General features: G+C 59.5%; 15 protein-coding genes and 1 tRNA gene. 8 read left to right on the forward strand and 8 right to left on the reverse strand.

Annotated features, from left to right (window positions below; translation table 11 throughout):
- The first annotated feature begins 168 nt into the window (after positions 1-168).
- From R3C98_RS09960 to R3C98_RS09975, 4 genes are read left to right on the forward strand one after another with little or no spacing between them, the layout of a single operon-like run.
- Entirely contained in the window at positions 169-1,533 is a 1,365-nt protein-coding gene (locus tag R3C98_RS09960) for an MBL fold metallo-hydrolase RNA specificity domain-containing protein (protein WP_371313913.1), read from the forward strand.
- Positions 1,530-3,038, forward strand: coding sequence for a thymidine phosphorylase family protein (locus R3C98_RS09965; protein ID WP_371313914.1), 1,509 nt, complete (start codon positions 1,530-1,532; stop codon positions 3,036-3,038). Before R3C98_RS09960 ends, R3C98_RS09965 begins: the two co-directional genes overlap by 4 nt.
- Positions 3,035-3,934, forward strand: a complete 900-nt coding sequence (locus R3C98_RS09970; protein WP_371313915.1) for a ribose-phosphate diphosphokinase — start codon at positions 3,035-3,037, stop codon at positions 3,932-3,934. Before R3C98_RS09965 ends, R3C98_RS09970 begins: the two co-directional genes overlap by 4 nt.
- 45 nt (positions 3,935-3,979) lie before the next feature.
- Entirely contained in the window at positions 3,980-4,510 is a 531-nt protein-coding gene (locus R3C98_RS09975; protein WP_371313916.1) for a hypothetical protein, read from the forward strand.
- 15 nt (positions 4,511-4,525) lie between these two features.
- Here R3C98_RS09975 and R3C98_RS09980 read toward each other — a convergent pair whose 3' ends face one another.
- From R3C98_RS09980 to R3C98_RS09990, 3 genes are all read right to left on the reverse strand, one after another.
- Positions 4,526-5,731, reverse strand: coding sequence for an alpha/beta fold hydrolase (locus R3C98_RS09980; RefSeq protein ID WP_371313917.1), 1,206 nt, complete (start codon positions 5,729-5,731; stop codon positions 4,526-4,528).
- A 128-nt stretch (positions 5,732-5,859) separates the two neighbouring features.
- Positions 5,860-6,998 (reverse strand): IS3 family transposase gene (locus R3C98_RS09985; protein WP_371312552.1). Its coding sequence is split into 2 segments (ribosomal slippage): positions 5,860-6,740 and positions 6,740-6,998, totalling 1,140 coding nucleotides; the frame shifts between segments, so codons are not numbered across the junction.
- Positions 6,999-7,030: 32 nt separating this feature from the next.
- A complete protein-coding gene (locus tag R3C98_RS09990; protein ID WP_371313918.1) occupies positions 7,031-8,083 on the reverse strand; it encodes a BCCT family transporter in 1,053 nt (350 codons plus the stop codon).
- A gap of 243 nt (positions 8,084-8,326) precedes the next feature.
- On the opposite strand from R3C98_RS09990, the gene R3C98_RS09995 reads away from it, so the two are divergent.
- From R3C98_RS09995 to R3C98_RS10005, 3 genes are all read left to right on the forward strand, one after another.
- On the forward strand, positions 8,327-10,912 hold the full coding sequence (locus R3C98_RS09995; RefSeq protein ID WP_371313919.1) for a TonB-dependent receptor: 2,586 nt from the start codon (positions 8,327-8,329) through the stop codon (positions 10,910-10,912).
- Positions 10,913-10,992: 80 nt separating this feature from the next.
- Complete coding sequence (locus R3C98_RS10000; RefSeq protein ID WP_371313920.1) at positions 10,993-12,024, forward strand: tetratricopeptide repeat protein; 1,032 nt, start codon at positions 10,993-10,995, stop codon at positions 12,022-12,024.
- Positions 12,002-13,140 (forward strand): IS3 family transposase gene (locus tag R3C98_RS10005; RefSeq protein ID WP_371312552.1). Its coding sequence is split into 2 segments (ribosomal slippage): positions 12,002-12,260 and positions 12,260-13,140, totalling 1,140 coding nucleotides; the frame shifts between segments, so codons are not numbered across the junction. The genes R3C98_RS10000 and R3C98_RS10005 overlap by 23 nt, the downstream gene beginning before the upstream one ends.
- Before the next feature lie 6 nt (positions 13,141-13,146).
- Here the strand turns inward: R3C98_RS10005 and R3C98_RS10010 are convergent.
- The 5 genes from R3C98_RS10010 to R3C98_RS10030 all read right to left on the reverse strand — a co-directional run bounded on the left by R3C98_RS10010 (position 13,147) and on the right by R3C98_RS10030 (position 18,621).
- The gene (locus R3C98_RS10010; protein WP_371313921.1) at positions 13,147-14,154 is read right to left on the reverse strand and encodes a DUF6538 domain-containing protein; all 1,008 of its coding nucleotides are present in this window, start codon (positions 14,152-14,154) and stop codon (positions 13,147-13,149) included.
- Between the two features lie 158 nt (positions 14,155-14,312).
- Positions 14,313-14,387, reverse strand: a tRNA-Glu gene (locus R3C98_RS10015).
- Positions 14,388-14,468: 81 nt separating this feature from the next.
- Positions 14,469-16,265: a single-stranded-DNA-specific exonuclease RecJ gene (gene recJ, locus R3C98_RS10020; protein ID WP_371313922.1), complete on the reverse strand. Its 1,797-nt coding sequence runs from the start codon at positions 16,263-16,265 to the stop codon at positions 14,469-14,471.
- A 62-nt stretch (positions 16,266-16,327) separates the two neighbouring features.
- Positions 16,328-17,281 carry a class II fructose-bisphosphatase gene (gene glpX, locus R3C98_RS10025; protein ID WP_371313923.1) on the reverse strand — a complete coding sequence of 318 codons (954 nt, stop codon included), beginning with the start codon at positions 17,279-17,281 and terminating at the stop codon, positions 16,328-16,330.
- Between the two features lie 56 nt (positions 17,282-17,337).
- Positions 17,338-18,621, reverse strand: a complete 1,284-nt coding sequence (locus tag R3C98_RS10030; RefSeq protein ID WP_371313924.1) for a homoserine dehydrogenase — start codon at positions 18,619-18,621, stop codon at positions 17,338-17,340.
- A 155-nt stretch (positions 18,622-18,776) separates the two neighbouring features.
- Here R3C98_RS10030 and R3C98_RS10035 point away from each other — a divergent pair, with 155 nt between their 5' ends.
- Positions 18,777-19,652, forward strand: a complete 876-nt coding sequence (locus R3C98_RS10035; protein ID WP_371313925.1) for a MaoC/PaaZ C-terminal domain-containing protein — start codon at positions 18,777-18,779, stop codon at positions 19,650-19,652.
- Positions 19,653-19,695: the final 43 nt, after the last annotated feature.

The following is a 19,695-nucleotide window of genomic DNA, read 5'->3' on the forward strand; positions in this document are numbered from 1 at the left end:
GGCGGCTCCAAAAACTCCTCCCGGCCTGCAAGCCGACAAGTCTAGCGCCAACTCCCCTCCGGGCGCCATCCGTATTCTCCACCGCCGATGGCGACGAATGAACAGCTTGTGAAACCGGCACTTGTGGCATTTGATAATCAGGCATCCGAAGCACGAAAAGGTCCAGACATGACCGACAAGATTACCTTCCTCGGCGGCGTCGGCACGGTAACCGGCTCGAAATACCTGATCGAGACGCACGGTCGGCGCATTATGGTCGATTGCGGCCTGTTCCAGGGTTTCAAGCAATTGCGAAACCGGAACTGGAAGCCATTGCCCATCAAACCGTCTGACATCGATGCCGTGGTGTTGACCCATGCGCATATCGATCATTCGGGCTATCTGCCCTTGTTGGTTCGCGAAGGGTTCAGGGGTCACATCCACGCCACAACGCCGACACGCGACCTGTGCAACATCCTGCTACCGGATAGCGGCTACCTTCAGGAGCATGAAGCCGAATTTGCAAACCGCGAAGGATTTTCCAGGCACCACCCGGCCTTGCCGCTCTACACCCAGGCCGATGCCGAAGCCTGCCTGAAACATTTCCGCACCCATGGATTTGGCGACAAGGTCGAGTTGGGTGATGGCGTCAGTGCGACATTCGTGGAGGCCGGACACATCCTGGGAGCAGCTTCAATTCTTCTGGATACAGGCAGCAACAAGATTGCGTTCTCCGGCGACCTCGGCAGGTACGACAATCCCATCATGCATGACCCCTCCCCGATCACCGAAGCTGACTATGTGCTGGTCGAGTCGACCTATGGCGATACCGTTCACCCGAAGACCGATCCAGAGGACATTCTGGAAGCAATCATCAATCGCACCTTCCAACGCGGCGGCACCGTGATCATACCGTCTTTCGCTGTGGGCCGGTCTCAATCACTCTTGTTCCATATCAGCCGTCTGCGGGCGGCGGGGCGCATTCCGGAAATGCCTGTCTATCTGGACAGCCCGATGGCGATTAATGTCAGCGAATTATTCGTACGCCACGCTGCTGCCCACAAGCTGACCCAGGAAGAAGCGCGCGCCGCCTGCGACGTGGCGACATACACACGCCAGAGCGAAGAATCCCGAAAGCTCGATACTGATCTGATGCCAAAGATCATTATCTCCGCGTCCGGCATGGCCACCGGCGGACGGATCCTGCATCACTTGAAAGTCTACGCACCAGACGCACGCAACACGATTCTATTTGCCGGGTTTCAGGCGGGCGGGACCCGCGGTGCCGCGATGCTGGCAGGCGTGCGAAAGATCAAGATTCACGGCGGCTATTATGAAGTGAATGCGGAAGTTCAGAACCTGCACATGCTGTCTGCGCACGCCGATGCAGACGAGTTGATGCGCTGGCTTGGCAATTTCAGTGCGCCGCCCAAGGAAACATTCATTGTTCACGGCGAAGCAACAGCTTCCGACACTTTGCGGCACAGGGTGAGCGAAGAACTGGACTGGTCCTGCAAAGTGCCCGAACAAGGCGAGACAGTACGGCTGAAATGAAAGACTACACAGCCAACCTGATGCGTGCAAGGCGCCTCGGCGTGCTGACTCAGCACGAAATGATCGCCCTTGTTCATGCCGACTGCCCGGTCTGCCGCTCTGAAGGGATGAGCGCACACAGCCAGGTCACCCTGACTCATGGCGACAAGTCCGTCATTGCCACGCTCTACCAGGTTACGGAGGACTGGTTTCCTCTCGGGTCTGTTGGGCTGACAGATCAGGCGTGGGAACGCCTTGGTCTGGAAGATGGCGCTTTGGTGCGCATCACGCATGCGCCGCCACTCGCCTCTTTGTCATACGTCCGTGAACGTATATTCGACGATGGTCTGACCGATGAACAGATCCGGTCGGTCGTGACAGACATTGTCAGAGGCGCCTATTCGGACATCCACCTCACCGCGTTCGTTACGGCGACGGCCGCAAAGCCACTTTCAACGCGGGAGGTCATTTCGCTCACCCGCGCCATGATCGATACCGGGGAACGGATCGACTGGGGCGTCGTGCCCGTAGCGGACAAACATTGTGTCGGAGGTCTGCCTGCAAACCGGACCACTCCGATTGTCGTATCGATTGTCGCCGCGAATGGACTGCTCATCCCAAAGACATCCTCGCGCGCCATCACTTCTCCAGCCGGGACCGCAGACACGATGGAAACCCTCACGCGCGTAGACCTCGACAGGGAGGAGCTGCGCGAAGTGATCAAGAAGGAAGGTGGATGCTTCATTTGGGGCGATGCGGTCGACTTCTCACCTGCAGATACAGCCATCATACGCGTTGAGCGCGCGTTGAATTTCGACTCTGCAGGTTCAATGGTCGCGTCGGTTCTTTCCAAGAAAATTGCCGCCGGCGCCACGCATGTTGTGATCGACATCCCTGTGGGACCAACAGCGAAAATCCGCAATCGCGCGCAAGCCCGGGAACTTGCAGATCTGTTCCGGAGGGTCGCGGTCACTTTTGGACTTGAGCTGCGCATCGAAGTGACGGACGGGTCTCAGCCTATCGGGCGTGGCATCGGCCCGGCGCTGGAAGCCCGCGACGTGCGCGCTGTCCTCGAACGCACACCGGAAGCCCCGCAGGATTTGAGGGATAAATCTCTCGCACTTGCCGGAGCTGTTCTGGAGCTGACCGGTAAAGCTGAAGTTGGCAAAGGTGTAGCACTCGCCACGGACACGCTGGATAGCGGCCGGGCGTGGGACAAATTCATTGCCATTTGCAAAGCGCAAGGCGGGGTTTTTGAACCACCCGTCGCCGCGTTCCAACGGCCCGTGAACGCGACGCGCAGCGGCCGTGTCGCCTCAATCGACAATCACCGCCTCGCCCGTGTCGCCAAACTTGCCGGTGCGCCGGATGACAAGGCTGCCGGTCTCGATCTTCATGTGAAAATCGGAGACACTGTCCGTCAGGGCTCACCCCTGTATACGCTGCATACCGAGTCGATCGGCGAGCTTTCCTATGTGCTCGACTACGTGAAATCCAATCCCGACATAATTGAGCTGACCAGATGACACGTTTCCTGCTCTACTTTCTTCCAGGCGCAGGTCACCTCGCTGCGCCACTGGCCCAGGAACTTGGTGCCGACATCGGCGAGATCGAATTTCACAAATTCCCGGATGGCGAGACCTACCTTCGCTTCCTGACCCCGCCGGATGGGCGTCATATTGCGCTGGTCGACTGCCTGGATCGTCCTGACCCGAAGCTCATACCATTATTGTTTGCGGCTATGACTGCGAAAGATCTTGGCGCGAAATCTGTCGGCCTGATTGCGCCCTACATGCCGTACTTCCGGCAGGACATCGCCTTCCACCGCGGGGAGTCCATCAGTGCCCGGCACATTGGTTCACTTCTTTCAACGCATCTGTCATGGGTGACAACGCTTGACCCGCACCTGCACAGGCTTGCCGGCCTGGACGACGTTTTCACCATTCCCGGCGAACTCGCTCATGCGACAGCCCCTATTGCTCAGTGGATCAACACGCACATAGAAAGCCCCATCATCTACGGGCCGGACGAAGAAAGCGAGCAATGGGTTAAGTCCATCGCAGAAGCCTGTGGCGCCCCTTATGATGTCTTCCGGAAAACCCGGCTGGGCGACAGGAATGTGCAGATCGAAGTACCGCCCGGCATGGCAGCCAGCGACCATACACCTGTCATCATTGATGATATTATTTCGTCGGGGACGACCCTTGCGACGCTGGTACGTACACTGTGTGAAAGCGGGCAACCACGCCCCATATGCTGCGCTGTTCACGGCATTTTTGCAGAAGACGCCTACGAACAACTGATTGCGGCTGGCGCGGCCAGAGTGGTCACGACGAACGCCCTGCCGCACAAAACAAATGCAATCGATGTGACCGGGGCTCTGGCGGACGCAGCGCGCCGGATCGCCCTACCCGAGGATTGACGCGATCCAAAACCGGTAGGACACTTCCGATTTGGGAGGAATGCCATGTTCGACATGCATACATTTGTTTCGGACTGCCGCGACGCCATTGCGGAAGATCCGACCCATCGCACTGTGCTGGAAGTCATGGAAGCCGCGTTTCAAGACCCCGGCGCCATTCTCGAAGCTGTTGGCGAGCCAACCGGCGCGGGCATCGACGTACTGCACAGATCAGATACGCTGACAGTCCTGAACGTCATCTGGGGCGCCAACTCAACCCTGATGCCCCACAATCACGAGATGTGGGCAATTATCGGGATCTATACGGGGCGTGAAGACAACATTTTCTGGCGCAGAGTGAAGGAAGACCCATCCCGGGTGGAAGCTGCGGGTGCCCGCACGCTGCTGACAGGCGATGTCGCACCGCTCGGCAAGGATATCATCCACTCTGTGACCAATCCTCTGGGGCGCCCGACAGGCGCAATCCATGTTTACGGAGGGGATTTCTTTTCCCAGCCCCGCAGTGAATGGGACGAAGAAACTCTCTCAGAACGGCCTTACGATATCGAGAAGGTCAAAGCATTCTTCGATAGCTGATGTCCGCCCCCCCAATCAGGCAAAGTGCAAACGGCGATACTTTCCACGGAAATAGAGCAAGGGATCACGGCGCGGTTCAAACCGGGCACGAACAACTTCACCGACCAGAATGACATGATCACCGCCCTCATGCAGCGCGTGCCGGCGGCATTCAAAGTTGGCAAGTGCCCCAGACAGAAGCGGCGCACCGTTATGCCCGCGCCGCCATGGCGTGGCAGCGAACCGGTCCTCGCCGGATCTGGCAAAGAGATTGGACGTCGGCTGCTGACCGATGTGCAATACATTCACGGCAAAGTTTTCCGCAGCTTCCATGGCGGACAGGCTGCCTGCCGATTTGGCAATGCAAACGAGAAGAAGCGGCGGATCCAGCGAAACGGAAGTGAATGAGTTTGCCGTCAGGCCGACCGGTTGTCCGTCTCCGTCCAGCGTGGTCACTACCGTTACTCCGGTGGCGAAGCAACCGAGCGCATCTCGCAGGGTCCGAGCATCAGACCCCTGACGGTATTCCGGTGCAAATCGCGGCACCCTGCGCTCCAGGAAATCCAGTAGCGTCGCACTGAACATGTCTGCCCGCTCCGCGGCGACCATCTGTCCAGCATCCCGGATCTCGGCATATTCAACATTTTCAAGCTTGCTCAGAAAGCGGTTTGCGTCGTCGACCCCGGATAGTTCGCTTCTGGCTCCCCGAACAAACAACACCGGCATATTGATATGCGCCGCAGCATCCGACACGCGTGCGACAGCCGTCTCGGTGTCGAACACTTCTGCGAATGCCGGGTCGTAAATGGAGTTATCTGACGCCCCAGTTTCCTGACGGCACGCCGCATCGAAGTCCATGTCCGGCACAGAATCTATGAGCACCAATCCCGCGGCAAGATGTGCACCTTCCTCGCCGATTGCCGCAGTGGCGGCCCACCCGCCCACAGATGCCGCCACGATCACCGGGCGCGATGCCATCTGCGCAAGCACGGCTCGCAGGTCCTCGACCAGAGACTCGAAATCATAGCGGCCATCCAACGGCCGCTCACTGTCGCCATGTCCACGCAGGTCGATACGAATGACATGACGTCCCGCTTTGACCAGCGCATCAGCAACGTCTTCCCACACGGCGCGGGTTTGTGCCCCGCCATGGATCAGCAATACAGCCGGATCATCCGGCGACCCTAGCGCATCACCTTTCAAAACGGCTCCGCCAAATCCTTTGAAACTGACCGGCTGCATACGGTCTCCTGTGCGAGTGGTGATGTGATCTCACATATATGACGCTACTTGCGCAGAACCAAGGCTGCTCTGCCCCACAGGGGTGGTCCACCGGTTTTGTTAGTCCGGCGGTTTTCACGTAGCGGCGTTCATGCCGCTACCTCCTCACAGTAAGGCGGTATGAACGCCGCGGGCAAGATGGTTTGTGGAGCGGGTGGCCGGTAGCCCAGAGAAGAGTGCGGGCGCGCGGTGTTGTAGTGCCGCCGCCAGGTTTCGATCAGGATCTGGGCCTCCCTGAGATCGAAGAAGATTTCCCTCGCCAGCAACTCGTCCCGGAGCTTGGAGTTGAAACTTTCGCAGTATCCGTTTTCCCATGGGCTTCCCGGTTCGATATAGAGCGTCTTCACGCCGATACGTGCCAGCCAGTCACGGAGGGCTGTTGCAATGAACTCAGGGCCATTGTCAGAGCGTATGTGTTCCGGCGGCCCATGCCGAACGAACAGCTCACCCAGCGTGTCGAGGACATCCCGTGAGTTCAGCTTTCGCTCGACTCGGATGGCGAGGCACTCCCGTGTAAACTCGTCGACCACACACAGCATGCGGAACACACGTCCATCATGGGTGCGGTCCTGCACGAAGTCATAGGACCAGACATGGCCTTTGTGCGCCGGCCTCAGCCGCACACACGAGCCATCATTCAGCCAGAGACGACCGCGTTTTGGTTGTTTCATCGGCACTTTCAGCCCCTCCCGTCGCCAGATGCGGTAAACCCGCTTCTCGTTCACATGCCAGCCATCATTTCTGAGGAGCGCCGTGATCCGGCGATAGCCATACCGGCCGAACCGTTCGGCCAGGCGGATAATCGCCGATGTCAGGGCGTCCTCATCATCTCGCCGTATGGGCTGCTTGCGCTGGGTCGAACGGTGCTGGCCGATCACACGGCAAGCCCGGCGTTCGGAGACGCCAAGCTCTTCCACCACGTGATCGACTGCAGCACGACGACGCGAAGGGCTTAGAACTTTCCCCGCACGACTTCCTGAAGGATCTGGTTGTCCAGCGTGAGATCAGAGACTGCGCGCCGAAGCCGGGCGTTTTCCTTCTCCATATCTTTCATGCGCTTGGCTTGGTCGACCTGCAGGCCGCCATACTCTTTGCGCCAGCGGTAGTAGGTCTGTTCGGTCACACCGACGGCGCGCGCCGCCGAAGCTGCAGTTTCACCGCGAGCGAGGCGAACCTCCACCTCCCGCAGTTTCGCAATAATCTCTTCAGGCTTGGCTCTCTTGCCCATGTCTCAGCTCCATATCTGAAGCCGGAACTAACTCAAATAACGGACCACTTTTCGGGAGGCAGACCAGTCAGTGCTGGCGTGTCTGTGATGTAAGCCAGGAGGTTCTGACCGAGCCCGGTGAAAATGAGGATCGTCGGTCCGGCAATGACCACGAAGATCAGAAGGGCGAAAGCAATGGTCATGTTGAGGTTGCTAAGGAATTTTACGCCGCCATCCATCCCTCGCAAGACCGAGAGGACTGCGAGCCCTGTCATGATGGCAATAAGGGAAATTTGCAGGTATCGGTTGGGCTCAAATCCAAAGAGATAAGCGAGGCCACTAGTTGCTTGGGTTGCCCCGATGCCAATCGTCGTCGCGAGGCCGAATACAGTCGAAACGACAGCGAACATGTCGATGATGTGCCCTGGCCAACCCCATACACGCTCACCGAACACATGATAGCATGCTGACCGGATGCTGAGCGGAAGTCCCTTGTTGTGGGCGAAGAAGCCAAGCGCCAGACCCACGATCGCGTAGATCGCCCATGGCGCGAGGCCCCAATGGAAAATTGTCGCGCTGAAGGCGAGCCTCTCAGCGGCGGTTGTATCCGGGGGAACGTTCAGCGGCGTGCCATACCAGTCCGTGTAATATGCCAGAGGTTCTGCGGCCCCATAGAACATGAAGCCCACACCGACACCTGCGGCAAACAGCATGGCCACCCATGAATGCGTCTTGAACTCCGGTTGGGCTGCGGCGCCTCCCAGTCGGATCCGGCCCAGAGGGCTGAAAGTAAGGTAGAGTGCGAAGGCAAACACGATCAGTGGCGTGATAGCAAAAAGCCAATCGGCGCGCTGGAGCGTCCAGGTTTTGGCGGCAGTCAGATAGTGGGTCGCCGCGGCGGGAAAAATCAGGCTCATCGCCCCGAATAGGACAATTAATCCGGCGCTCAGGAAGAAAACCGGATTGTGAACGTCCAATCCCGCGATTTCGACGTTGTCCTGACCGACCTCGTAGTCGGTCTCGTACACAAAGAGGACTTCGTCTTCGGGGGCGTCTGCATCTGTCGTTTCCGTGCCGGATGCGCTCTGGTCGAAATCTTGAGCCATATGCGGCTATTGCCGCAATTACGTCGATAGTCAAACGATTGGGCTGCAGGTCATGCACACCTGTAAGGCGTGAATGTGGACTCTATGTAACAGTTTCTAACCAATCCCCCCTCTACAGCAGTCCTTACTCTTTAGATTATCGAAATAACCAAGTAGCCCTGAGCCATCGAGCAGCCACGATTCTTATGCTGCGCGCCGCGTTGGTGTGCGCGCCACGGCTGGAGCTGACCCAAGGGGAAGAATATGAAGAAGTTAAAGTACGGCGCGTCGCTTATGGCGATCGCCGGCCTCGTCGTTTCGCATGCGCAAGCGCAGGAAACCACGACGCCCGCATCAGCAGCAAAAGTTAAGCGCCTTCAAGCCGTTACGGTGACGGCGACCAAGCGTGCCGAAAGCGCCCAGAGCATTCCTGTTGCTGTGACCGCGCTCGGCGAACAGGAGCTCAAAGCGCTCGGCGTGAAGAGCTTCAACGACTACCTTATCCAGCTGCCCGGCGTGACCGCAGGCGGCGCTGGCCCTGGCCAGAACACCATTTACATCCGCGGCCTCGCATCCACGACCCCGAACCTCACGGTTGCCGGCGTGGCGGGGCTCGCGCCGAATGTCAGCTTCTATCTCGACGAACAGCCGCTGGCCCAGCCGGGCCGTAACCTTGACGTCTATGCCGCCGACATCGAGCGTGTGGAAGTCCTCTCCGGTCCGCAGGGTACGCTGTTCGGCGCCAGCTCGCAGGCTGGTACGGTCCGGATGATCACGAACAAGCCGTCCCTCAACGGCTTCGATGCCAGCTTCGGCGCATCGACCTCGTTCACCGATGGTGGCGAGATGAGCAACAGCGTCGAGGCCATGATCAACATTCCGGTCAACGACAAGCTGGCTGTACGAGGTGTGGTCTACAGTGACACGCAAGGCGGCTACATTGATAATGTCGGCGGCACGCTGACCGCTGAAGAATCCGGCCGCTTCCGTCCGGCTGGTACGATCCGGGCAAATGGTGTTCCGGTGAGTGCCCAGCGCGAAGGCTTCCAGGCCGGCGCAGACCTGTCGGATGTCACATTCATCGCGGCCAACAATGGCACCATTGCTGAAAACGACATCAATGATGTGACCTATCAGGGGTTCCGCCTGAGCGGCCTCTACGAAATCAACGAGGACTGGGACATCCTGCTCCAGCACTCGCAGCAGCAGATCGACGCCGAAGGCGTGTTTGCCGCGGATCCGGAACTGGACGATTACGACATCGTTCGCTTCACACCGGAAAGCACCGAGGACAAATTCCACAACACGGCCTGGACGGTGAATGGCCGCATCGGCGCGCTGGAAGCCCTCTACACTGGCGCGTATACGGAACGCACCACGGATCAGGTCGTGGACTATTCCGACTACCTCTTCGTCGGCCAGTACCTGCCCTACTATATCTGCGACTATTCCGTGACCTATCCGGCCGCCGCGCCGACTGGCACCTGTTACGCACCGAACCTCTTTGTGAATTCTCACAGCGAAACCAAGGTGCAGACGCACGAACTGCGCTTCAACACGCCTGAACAGTACCGCTGGCGCGCAACGTTCGGCGGCTTCTTCAGCGACCTTGAACTCGCTGAGCGCAACGACTTCGTCTATCCGGGCTCGACCCAAGTTGCCTACACGGATGGTACAATCGGCTTCGTTCCGAATTATCCGCTGACCAATACGGACGTGACCGGCGAGATCGGCAGTGCCTATCCGGGCTACTACAGCCAGCCGGGCCCATTCCCGGAAGGCGTGATCTTCCGCAACGACGTGAAGCGGACCGACAAGCAGTTCGGCATCTTTGGGGAAACCAGCTTCGACATCAGCGACCAGTTCTCGCTGACCCTCGGTGCACGCTACTACGATGTTGAAGTCGACCTGGAAGGCAGCGCCAACTCTTCGTTCTACAATCTCTACGTCACCGAGGCGGATGGCGACCAACAGGTCTTCGGTACCAATATCTCCTACATCTACGGCCCGGACAGACCGGCGGGTAATCCGGACAAGGCGGCAACTGACGGCTTCATCTACAAGGTGACGGGTGAGTGGACGCCAACGGCGGATACGCTGTTCTATGCAACCTATTCGGAAGGCTTCCGCGCAGGCCTGCTGAACCGTCCGGGCGGCGCACAGGGACCGGGTGGCTACGTCGTGCCGTACGCCGTGGATACCGACGAAGTGAAGAACTATGAAATCGGTTGGAAAACCGAACTGTTCGACAATTCGCTGCGTTTCAACGGCTCTGCCTTCTTCGTCAAGGTCGATGGCCTGCAGACGACGATCTTCGACCCGTCGATCGTGAACCTGTTCTTCTCCGACAACGCAGCCAATGCAGAGATCCAGGGCGTTGAAGGTGACTTCACCTGGGCCCCGGCCTCCATCGACGGCCTGACCGTTGCGGGTGCCTTCTCCTTCCTCGACACGGAGATCACGGAAGTCCTGGTTCCGACCAATGATGTGATCAAGGGATCAGACCTCGCCTTCGCACCGTCCTACCAGGGCAACATTCGTGTGCGTTACGAGTGGGATCTGGAGCAGCAAGTCGCCGGCCAGAACCTGCGGGCACATGTCATGCCGCAGCTCGTCATCTCCGATGACTCCTTCACCGACGTGATCGAGATCAACAAGATGAAGCTCGACGGTTACACGACGCTCGGTGCAAGCGCCGGTGTCACGGGAGACAACTGGACTGCCGAACTGTTCGCCACCAACCTGACGAACGAGTATGCGGCCCTCAGCGGCAGTTTTGTCTATGACCGCGAGCGCATCACGCCGATGCGGCCACGGACGATTGGCATCCGCTTCTCCTACGACTACTAGGACAGCCCGAGACTTGATCCTGAAGCAGTGCCCTGACACTTTCAGGGCGCTGTTTTCTTATTGAGGGATACCCCGACGCGATGACCGATCTGGCCACACCTGAAGCTGCCCTTCAGCAGGCACAGAAGTCGATACAGTCCGGTGACTTCCGGACGGCGTCGAAGATCGCCGCAGATATCCTGGCCCAGCAGCCACAGCACCGTGACGCCCTCTACATGGCAGCCGTTTGTGCGCGATATGAAAACCGCAATGACGATGCCTTCACCTGTCTTGCGGAACTGAAAGCCGCTTCGCCGGATTATGGCCGCGCCTGGCAGGAGGAAGGCCATCTCCGCCGCAAGCTGGGCGACAATCAAGGTGCCATGACCGCGTTTGAGCGAGCCACCCGTTACAATCCGTCCCTGATCGCCAGCTGGAAGGCGCAGGCAGAGCTCCTCGCCGCTTCCGGCAATACGGGCGCGGCGAACAACGCGATCGCGCAGGCGCAACGGCTGCAGGCCCTGCCCCGCGAGCTGCTGGCGGTGACCAATCACATCCACGAAGGCCGTATCTTCCGTGCGGAGGAAATCGCGCGCGCCTTCCTGCAGCGACACCCAACACATGTCGAAGGCATGCGCCTTCTCGCCGATATCGGGTCACGCCTCGGCGTGCAGGAGGATGCCGACTTCCTTCTGGAGAGCGCTGTCGAGCTCGATCCGGACAATATCCAGCTCCGCCTCGATTACATCCAGGTGCTGCGTAAACGGCAGAAGTTCGCCGCTGCGCTGGAGCAAGCCAATTTTCTCATGGCCCGCGATCCGGACAATCCGGTCTTCCAGTCTCACTATGCCATCGAAAGCATGCAGGCAGGCGACTACGAGACCGCGCTCGAGTATTTCGACCGTGTCCTGACGGTTCTGCCAGACGATCCCGCGACGCTTGTCTCGCGCGGACACGCGCTGAAGACCTATGGCCGCACCGAAGAGGCCATCGCTTCATACCGTCGCGCAACCGAGGTCGCACCCGGCCATGGCGATGCCTGGTTGGTCTGCCTCCCGAAAAGTGGTCCGTTATTTGAGTTAGTTCCGGCTTCAGATATGGAGCTGAGACATGGGCAAGAGAGCCAAGCCTGAAGAGATTATTGCGAAACTGCGGGAGGTGGAGGTTCGCCTCGCTCGCGGTGAAACTGCAGCTTCGGCGGCGCGCGCCGTCGGTGTGACCGAACAGACCTACTACCGCTGGCGCAAAGAGTATGGCGGCCTGCAGGTCGACCAAGCCAAGCGCATGAAAGATATGGAGAAGGAAAACGCCCGGCTTCGGCGCGCAGTCTCTGATCTCACGCTGGACAACCAGATCCTTCAGGAAGTCGTGCGGGGAAAGTTCTAAGCCCTTCGCGTCGTCGTGCTGCAGTCGATCACGTGGTGGAAGAGCTTGGCGTCTCCGAACGCCGGGCTTGCCGTGTGATCGGCCAGCACCGTTCGACCCAGCGCAAGCAGCCCATACGGCGAGATGATGAGGACGCCCTGACATCGGCGATTATCCGCCTGGCCGAACGGTTCGGCCGGTATGGCTATCGCCGGATCACGGCGCTCCTCAGAAATGATGGCTGGCATGTGAACGAGAAGCGGGTTTACCGCATCTGGCGACGGGAGGGGCTGAAAGTGCCGATGAAACAACCAAAACGCGGTCGTCTCTGGCTGAATGATGGCTCGTGTGTGCGGCTGAGGCCGGCGCACAAAGGCCATGTCTGGTCCTATGACTTCGTGCAGGACCGCACCCATGATGGACGTGTGTTCCGCATGCTGTGTGTGGTCGACGAGTTTACACGGGAGTGCCTCGCCATCCGAGTCGAGCGAAAGCTGAACTCACGGGATGTCCTCGACACGCTGGGTGAGCTGTTCGTTCGGCATGGGCCGCCGGAACACATACGCTCTGACAATGGCCCTGAGTTCATTGCAACAGCCCTCCGTGACTGGCTGGCACGTATCGGCGTGAAGACGCTCTATATCGAACCGGGAAGCCCATGGGAAAACGGATACTGCGAAAGTTTCAACTCCAAGCTCCGGGACGAGTTGCTGGCGAGGGAAATCTTCTTCGATCTCAGGGAGGCCCAGATCCTGATCGAAACCTGGCGGCGGCACTACAACACCGCGCGCCCGCACTCTTCTCTGGGCTACCGGCCACCCGCTCCACAAACCATCTTGCCCGCGGCGTTCATACCGCCTTACTGTGAGGAGGTAGCGGCATGAACGCCGCTACGTGAAAACCGCCGGACTAACAAAACCGGTGGACCACCCCTGTGGGGCAGAGCATCTCAAGCGATCTCCAACAGTGTTGGGATCCAGCCCATCATATTTTCCCGGCGCCGCCTTCGTCGCTTCGACTCGCTGAGGAAAAGTCAACGTTCGCAGTTCTTTAATCGATCCCGCATGAGCGGGCGCATCCGCCAAGGCATCATGGTATGTCCACACATCAGACTTCTTGATCTTGAAAAGTGGCTTGTCTTCTCCCAGCAGCTGACAAAACTCCGTCCACGCAGTTTTTCGTCGTGAAAGCGTATGAGGTTTCACTGACGATGAGGAACCTTGTTTCACCTTTTCATGAACATCCCAATACTTGCTCAGGGAGATACGCCCTTCTTTCGACAATGGCGTGTTGTCACCTGCCGCAACAACCGGCTCTGTGCGCGCCTCGAGTTGAAGAGCTGTCGTGGGAGGAATGTAAGATGAGTTCATCACTGTGGCGGAAATCCGCCGATAGACGTCCCACATGACATCCGCCGCTGCGTTCAACAGCGCGATCCTCAACTCACCATCATTCGATACGGCAACAGATACTTCCGCGGCATTCTCCAGATAGTGGTTCACGACCCAGCCGACATGGGCTTCCATTGCGTCAACCGAACGATCCTCCAGCAACTCTCGTATGTAAGGAAGCGAGGCATCATCAAGGTGGAGGGGGCGTCTTCCGTCCAGTCGCAGCTCTGCGTCTTCTGTCACACTGCTCTCAAAAACATATTTGCAAAATCGGGCGAAGTGTTCCGACTTCACAACGTCTCGCAATGTTGAGAACTTGCCTTCGATTTCGACGATCTTGTGAGCCGACAGACGATTGGCCTCACCGATGTCGCGCGTTCCAAGCGACAGAATGATGTGCGACCTCAAACCTGACCCGCTCGGCTGAGGAAAGTTCGGCTGAACATCCGCTGGGATCGGATACCGGATCTCGTAGATCCCACTCGAACGCTTATAGACATACCCCATCGACCGGTATCTTCTCCTTCCCATGATGCACTCCTGCCTCGTTGATGAGGCCATCCGGAGACGCACGCTTCCCGACACATTTTTCACGTTGAAATCGGCGTTGAAAAACCGATTCACTCAGTGTCGTAATTCGTTGATTTCTAAGGGGAAGAAATCGGTGGCAGTCCCTAGGGGAATCGAACCCCTCTTTCCAGGTTGAAAACCTGGCGTCCTAACCGATAGACGAAGGGACCGCACCGGTTCGAAGAAGAGGCCGTATAGCGAGGGACGGCGGCTAGCGCAAGCCATGTTGGTGAGGGTTGCTGCACAATATTTCAGGCGCTGGCCGCATCCATGACGTCCAACTGCACACGGCGCCGGCCATTCCACTCATCCGCCTTGAGTCGCCCTGCAAGATGCACCCGGTTCCCTGGCATCAGCGCCTCACCCAGCGGTGCGCCAACCGCACGCCACGCGATGCAATCCAATCTACCTGAAGCATCTTCTGCGGTGAACTTCCAGTGGTTGGCGCCGACCTGGCGAGCGTAGGAAACCTGTACAGATTGGAGCGCAAATATGGGTTCCGGCGCGCCTGCACCGAACGGGCCGATCTCTGCAACACGGTCCACCAGTTCCGGTGAAGCCGCGCCCGGGGCCAGCACTGCGTCGATCGCCAGTTCCAGGGCCGCGGCACGCTCTGCCGTAAATTGCGCCATGTGGGCAACCATCCAGTCGTCGAAGGCGCTCAGCTGCCCAGGCTCCAGGCTCAGACCACCCGCCATGGCATGCCCGCCACCTGAAAGGATCACGCCCTCGCGCGCGGCGGCCGCAATCGCGTCACCAATGTTTACGCCCGGCACCGAACGGCCCGAGCCTTTGGCGACTGGGCCGAGGCCCTTGCCCCAACCGATAACGATGCTGGGCAGGTGGAAACGGTCCTTCAAGCGGCCAGCGACGATTCCGATCACACCTGGGTGCCAGCCTTCGCCCGCCGCAATGAGGATGCCTCGGTCAGGCGCCTTCTCCAGCGCTTTTTCAGCCTGAATGATCGCCTGGTCGAGGATGGCCGCTTCCACAGCCTTGCGCTCTTCATTGAGGGCATGCAGCTGTTCAGCCAGCGCGATGGCCTCAGCGCGGTCGTCGGTGGCAAGCAGTTTCGCGGCAAGCCACGGATCGCCAACGCGTCCTCCGGCATTCAAGCGCGGCCCCAGCATGAATGTCGCGTGATAGACGGTCTCGACCTTCTGGATGCCGGACACCTCCGCCAGCGCCCGCAGGCCCTCATTCTGGCCGCGTGACAACATGGTGAGCCCCTGGCGGACGAAGGCGCGATTTACGCCATGAAGCGGGGCCATGTCGCACAAAGTACCGAGCGCCGCGAGGTCCAGCTGTGCCATGATATCCGGAAGCCCCTCAGGTGGGGCAACGCCCCGCTCACGGGCGAGCCGGTTAAGAGCGGCCACGAAGACGAAAACCACGCCCGCAGCCGCAAGGTGCCCTTGTCCGGATGTGTCATCTGGCCGGTTGGGATTCACCAGTGCCCGCGCCGGTGGATTGTGCCCTGCCATCAGATGGTGGTCGATCACGACGACTTCGAGACCAATCCGCTGGGCCTCTTCCAGCGCACCGACGGCAGCTGCGCCACAATCTACCGTGATGACCAGATCCGATCCGGTCTCTTTCAGGTGCCGGAAAGCTTCCGGCGAAGGGCCGTAGCCTTCTTCCAGCCGATCTGGCACGTATAGGCCAAGTTCCTGACCCCAGGCGCGGAAATAGCGCGCGAGGATGGCGGAGCTCGTCCCACCATCCACATCGTAGTCTGCGAAGACCGTAACGCGCTTTTTCTCGAGAATGGCATCCAGTACGACCTCTGCGGCCTTATCCATGTCAGCGAAGCTGGATGGGTTCGGAAAGGTCTCTCGCAGGGTCGGCGCCAGATAGGCGCCGGACTCTTCCGGGTCGACCCCGCGCTCCGCAAGGAGACGCGCCAACAGGTCCGATCCGCCAACAGCCGGCGCAAGCCTTCGGACCAGCGCCTCGTCGGCATCCGCAAGCGTCCAGAACCGCCCCGTGGCAGAGCGGTCCACCGCGAACAGGCGGCTATTATCGGCTTTGTGGGCGGTAACTGTCATGAGGCTCCGGGAATCAGGATTCCCGGAAGCCTATCACAGGGATGGGGCAATTGCCCCGGCTCTTATGCCTTCCGGTTGGACCGGATGTAACGCACCATGCCATCGGCCGACGTCATGACCAGCGTATGGGTGTGCACACCACCGTCACGGTGCTGGACACCGCTCAGCATGGACCCCTGCGTCACGCCCGTCGCGCAGAAAACCGTGTCGGACGACGCCAGCTCGTTCAGGGCATAAGTGCGGCCGAGATCAGTAATGCCCACGCGGGCAGCCCGCTTCTTTTCGTCATCGTTGCGGAAGACCAGACGGCCGAACATCTGGCCGCCAACGCACTTCAGGGCCGCTGCAGCAAGCACACCTTCAGGTGCCCCGCCAGACCCCATATAGAGATCGATGCCCGTAAGGGGATTGGTTGTTGCAATCACGCCAGCGACGTCACCATCCGTGATCAGGGCAACGCGGGCGCCAACGGAGCGGAGGCTCTCGATGATGTCTTCGTGGCGCGGCCGGTCCAGGACGCAAGCCGTCATGTCCGAAACATCGACCCCTTTGTGTTTGGCGAGCGCCGTGATGTTCTCTGCCGGGCTGGCATCGAGGCTGATGATGCCTTCCGGATAGCCCGGGCCGATGGCGATCTTGTCCATATAGGTGTCCGGTGCGTGCAGGAGGCCGCCCTTCGGCGCAATTGCCAGCACAGCGAGGGCATTCGCCATGGCTTTGGCGGTCAGCGTCGTGCCTTCAAGCGGGTCGAGGGCGATGTCGATCTCCGGGCCATTTCCGGTGCCGACTTCCTCGCCGATATAGAGCATCGGAGCTTCGTCACGCTCACCTTCACCAATGACGACGCGGCCTTTGAAATCGACCTGATTGAATGCCGTCCGCATGGCATCCACGGCAGCCGCATCAGCCTTCTTCTCGTCTCCACGACCGACCAGTTTTGACGCGGCGATGGCTGCTTCCTCGGTAACGCGCACCATGGCATCCGCCAAGCTGGGCGTCAGAATGTTGTTTTCCATAATTTTTTTATCTCCGAACGCGGGATTCTTGTCTCTTATGCCTAGTCGGTAAGCAATTAGCTTGCCGCCTCGATACGAATTAGCCGTGGCGCGTCAATCGGCTTTGCAATTTTTTCCAACCGCTCCAGCGCAGCCTGCATATTTGAGCGCGGACAGCGATGGGTCACGATAACGACCGGTGCAGCGCCGGATTCCTCACCTGATTCCTGCAACAGCTTGTCTACGGAAACGCCTTCTTTGGCGAGCGCTTCCGTCAGGGCTGCCAGCGCGCCTGGCTGGTCCGGCAGATATACGCGAAGGAAGAACGGCGCGACTTCCGTTGGCGCGCCCTGAACGAATGGGCGACCGGTGTGGTGTGCGGCGCGCCCGAATGCCGGCCGGATGGCCGGGCGGAACATTTTTGCGACATCGCCCATCACCGCACTTGCGGTAGGGCCAGCCCCTGCTCCGGGCCCCGTCAGCGTGATCGCGCCGACCGGATCGCCCTCTATCCGGACAGTGTTCAGACTGCCGTTAACGCGCGCCAAAGGATGGCTGGCCGGCAAGACCAGCGGTTCAACGCGGCAAACAACTCCCTCATCGGTCAGGAGGCCTTCAGCAATCAGCTTGATACGGTAACCGAGGCGGTCTGCAAGACGCAGGTCGAGCAGGCTGACCTTGTCGATACCCGAGACACTGACCTTGGAGAAATCGAGGTCCGCCGAGAAGGCAATGGCCGACAGAATGGCCGCCTTGTGGGCTGCATCCAAACCGGACACGTCCAACGTCGGATCCGCTTCAGCATATCCCAGCCGCTGAGCCTCTGCGAGCACGTCATCGTATTCGCGGCCCTGCTCCAGCATGATTGTTGTGAGGTAATTGCACGTACCGTTGAGAATACCCGTGATGCGCTTGATCTCGGTGCCGGCGAGGCTGTCGCGCAATACGCGCACAACCGGAATCCCCCCGGCAACAGCCGCTTCAAACAGAAGGTCTACCTGCTTTTCTTCAGCCAGTCGGGCCAGCGCCATACCGTGCTTGGCAATCAGCGCCTTGTTCGCCGTCACAACATGCTTGCCAGCCTTCAACGCAGTTTCCACGGCGAATTTGGCAGGGCCATCAGAGCCGCCCATAAGTTCCACGAAGACATCTACTTCCGGGTCTTCGGCCAGCGTGGCCGCATCGTCGAACCAGCGGTAAGGGCTGATGTCGACCGGTCGATTGCGCGACTGGCTGCGTGCGCTGACGCCAGTGATCTGCACTTCGCCTGGCAGGCGAAGGTTCTGCTGGCGCTCAACCAGTTCAATCAAGCCGCAGCCAACATGGCCAAGCCCGGCGATGCCTATCTTCAAAGGTGCCAAAAGGGCCCCCTGTTTGTTGCTGAATGTCCGCGCTGGTGCCTAGCTGGTTTGGCGCCCGGGGGAAAGGGGGCGACCGCCCAAACCGGTGGCATTGCAGTAGATTGAAACCCGGTGCTTAATGCGCGGACAAAGAAACAGAGCGGGAGGACGAAATCATGCCAATCAATCAAGACGCCGTAGGCTCCAAGGGGACACCGCGTACATGGGCATGGGACTCACGCGATGCCCTGCTCTATGCACTCGGAGTTGGCAGCGGGATGGAAGATCCAGTCGGGTCTGAACTGGAATTCACCACCGAGAACACGATGGGTGTCGACCAGAAAGTGCTGCCCACCTTCGGCGTGCTGGCGGGTTTCAATGCCAGGGGCGGCAAAAGCGCGATGGCCAATGCCGGGACCTACGATCCCCGCATGCTGGTCCACGGTGAACAGGGGATCCGCCTGCACCGCCCGATTCCGGTTGAGGGCGAAATAAGCATCGTCGATGCAATCACCGGCATCTACGACAAAGGCAAAGGCGCCGTCGTCGCGACGACAGCCGAAGCGACTTTGACGGCGGATGGCAAGCCGCTCTTCGAGCTAACGTCATCCGTATTCATTGTCGGCGAAGGCGGCTTTGGCGGCGACAAGGGCCCCTCCGGCCAGACGAATGTTGCGCCAGTGCGGGCACCGGATCACGAAGTGACTTACCAGACCCGTCCGGACCAGGCCTTGCTCTATCGCCTCAGCGGGGACCGCAATCCGCTGCACTCCGACAAGAAGTTCTCAGACGTTGGTGGGTTTCCGAAGCCAATCCTGCACGGCCTCTGCACCTATGGCTTCACTGGACGCGCCCTATTGGCATCACTGTGCGGGAACGACCCGGCCCGCTTCAAGGCCATGGATGGGCGCTTTTCCTCTCCTGTCCTGCCGGGCGAGGCATTGACCATCAAAATCTGGACCGGCGAAGGTGGTGACGGCACGGCCATCTTCCAGACCGTTGGCGGAGACGGCCGTGTGGTGATCAACAATGGTGGCTTCAGCTACGCCTGAGGCGCCTTAGACCGGACCGCATAAGCAAATAAAGAAGCAAAAC

It is taken from the genome of Hyphomonas sp. (assembly GCF_041398465.1).
Classification (GTDB): domain Bacteria; phylum Pseudomonadota; class Alphaproteobacteria; order Caulobacterales; family Hyphomonadaceae; genus Hyphomonas.

Coding starts and splice junctions, on each gene's coding strand:
- R3C98_RS09960 (WP_371313913.1), top strand. CDS start 169: ATGACCGACAAGATTACCTTCCTCGGCGGCGTCGGCACGGTAACCGGC.
- R3C98_RS09965 (WP_371313914.1), top strand. CDS start 1,530: ATGAAAGACTACACAGCCAACCTGATGCGTGCAAGGCGCCTCGGCGTG.
- R3C98_RS09970 (WP_371313915.1), top strand. CDS start 3,035: ATGACACGTTTCCTGCTCTACTTTCTTCCAGGCGCAGGTCACCTCGCT.
- R3C98_RS09975 (WP_371313916.1), top strand. CDS start 3,980: ATGTTCGACATGCATACATTTGTTTCGGACTGCCGCGACGCCATTGCG.
- R3C98_RS09980 (WP_371313917.1), bottom strand. CDS start 5,731: ATGCAGCCGGTCAGTTTCAAAGGATTTGGCGGAGCCGTTTTGAAAGGT.
- R3C98_RS09990 (WP_371313918.1), bottom strand. CDS start 8,083: ATGGCTCAAGATTTCGACCAGAGCGCATCCGGCACGGAAACGACAGAT.
- R3C98_RS09995 (WP_371313919.1), top strand. CDS start 8,327: ATGAAGAAGTTAAAGTACGGCGCGTCGCTTATGGCGATCGCCGGCCTC.
- R3C98_RS10000 (WP_371313920.1), top strand. CDS start 10,993: ATGACCGATCTGGCCACACCTGAAGCTGCCCTTCAGCAGGCACAGAAG.
- R3C98_RS10010 (WP_371313921.1), bottom strand. CDS start 14,154: ATGGGGTATGTCTATAAGCGTTCGAGTGGGATCTACGAGATCCGGTAT.
- recJ (WP_371313922.1), bottom strand. CDS start 16,265: ATGACAGTTACCGCCCACAAAGCCGATAATAGCCGCCTGTTCGCGGTG.
- glpX (WP_371313923.1), bottom strand. CDS start 17,281: ATGGAAAACAACATTCTGACGCCCAGCTTGGCGGATGCCATGGTGCGC.
- R3C98_RS10035 (WP_371313925.1), top strand. CDS start 18,777: ATGCCAATCAATCAAGACGCCGTAGGCTCCAAGGGGACACCGCGTACA.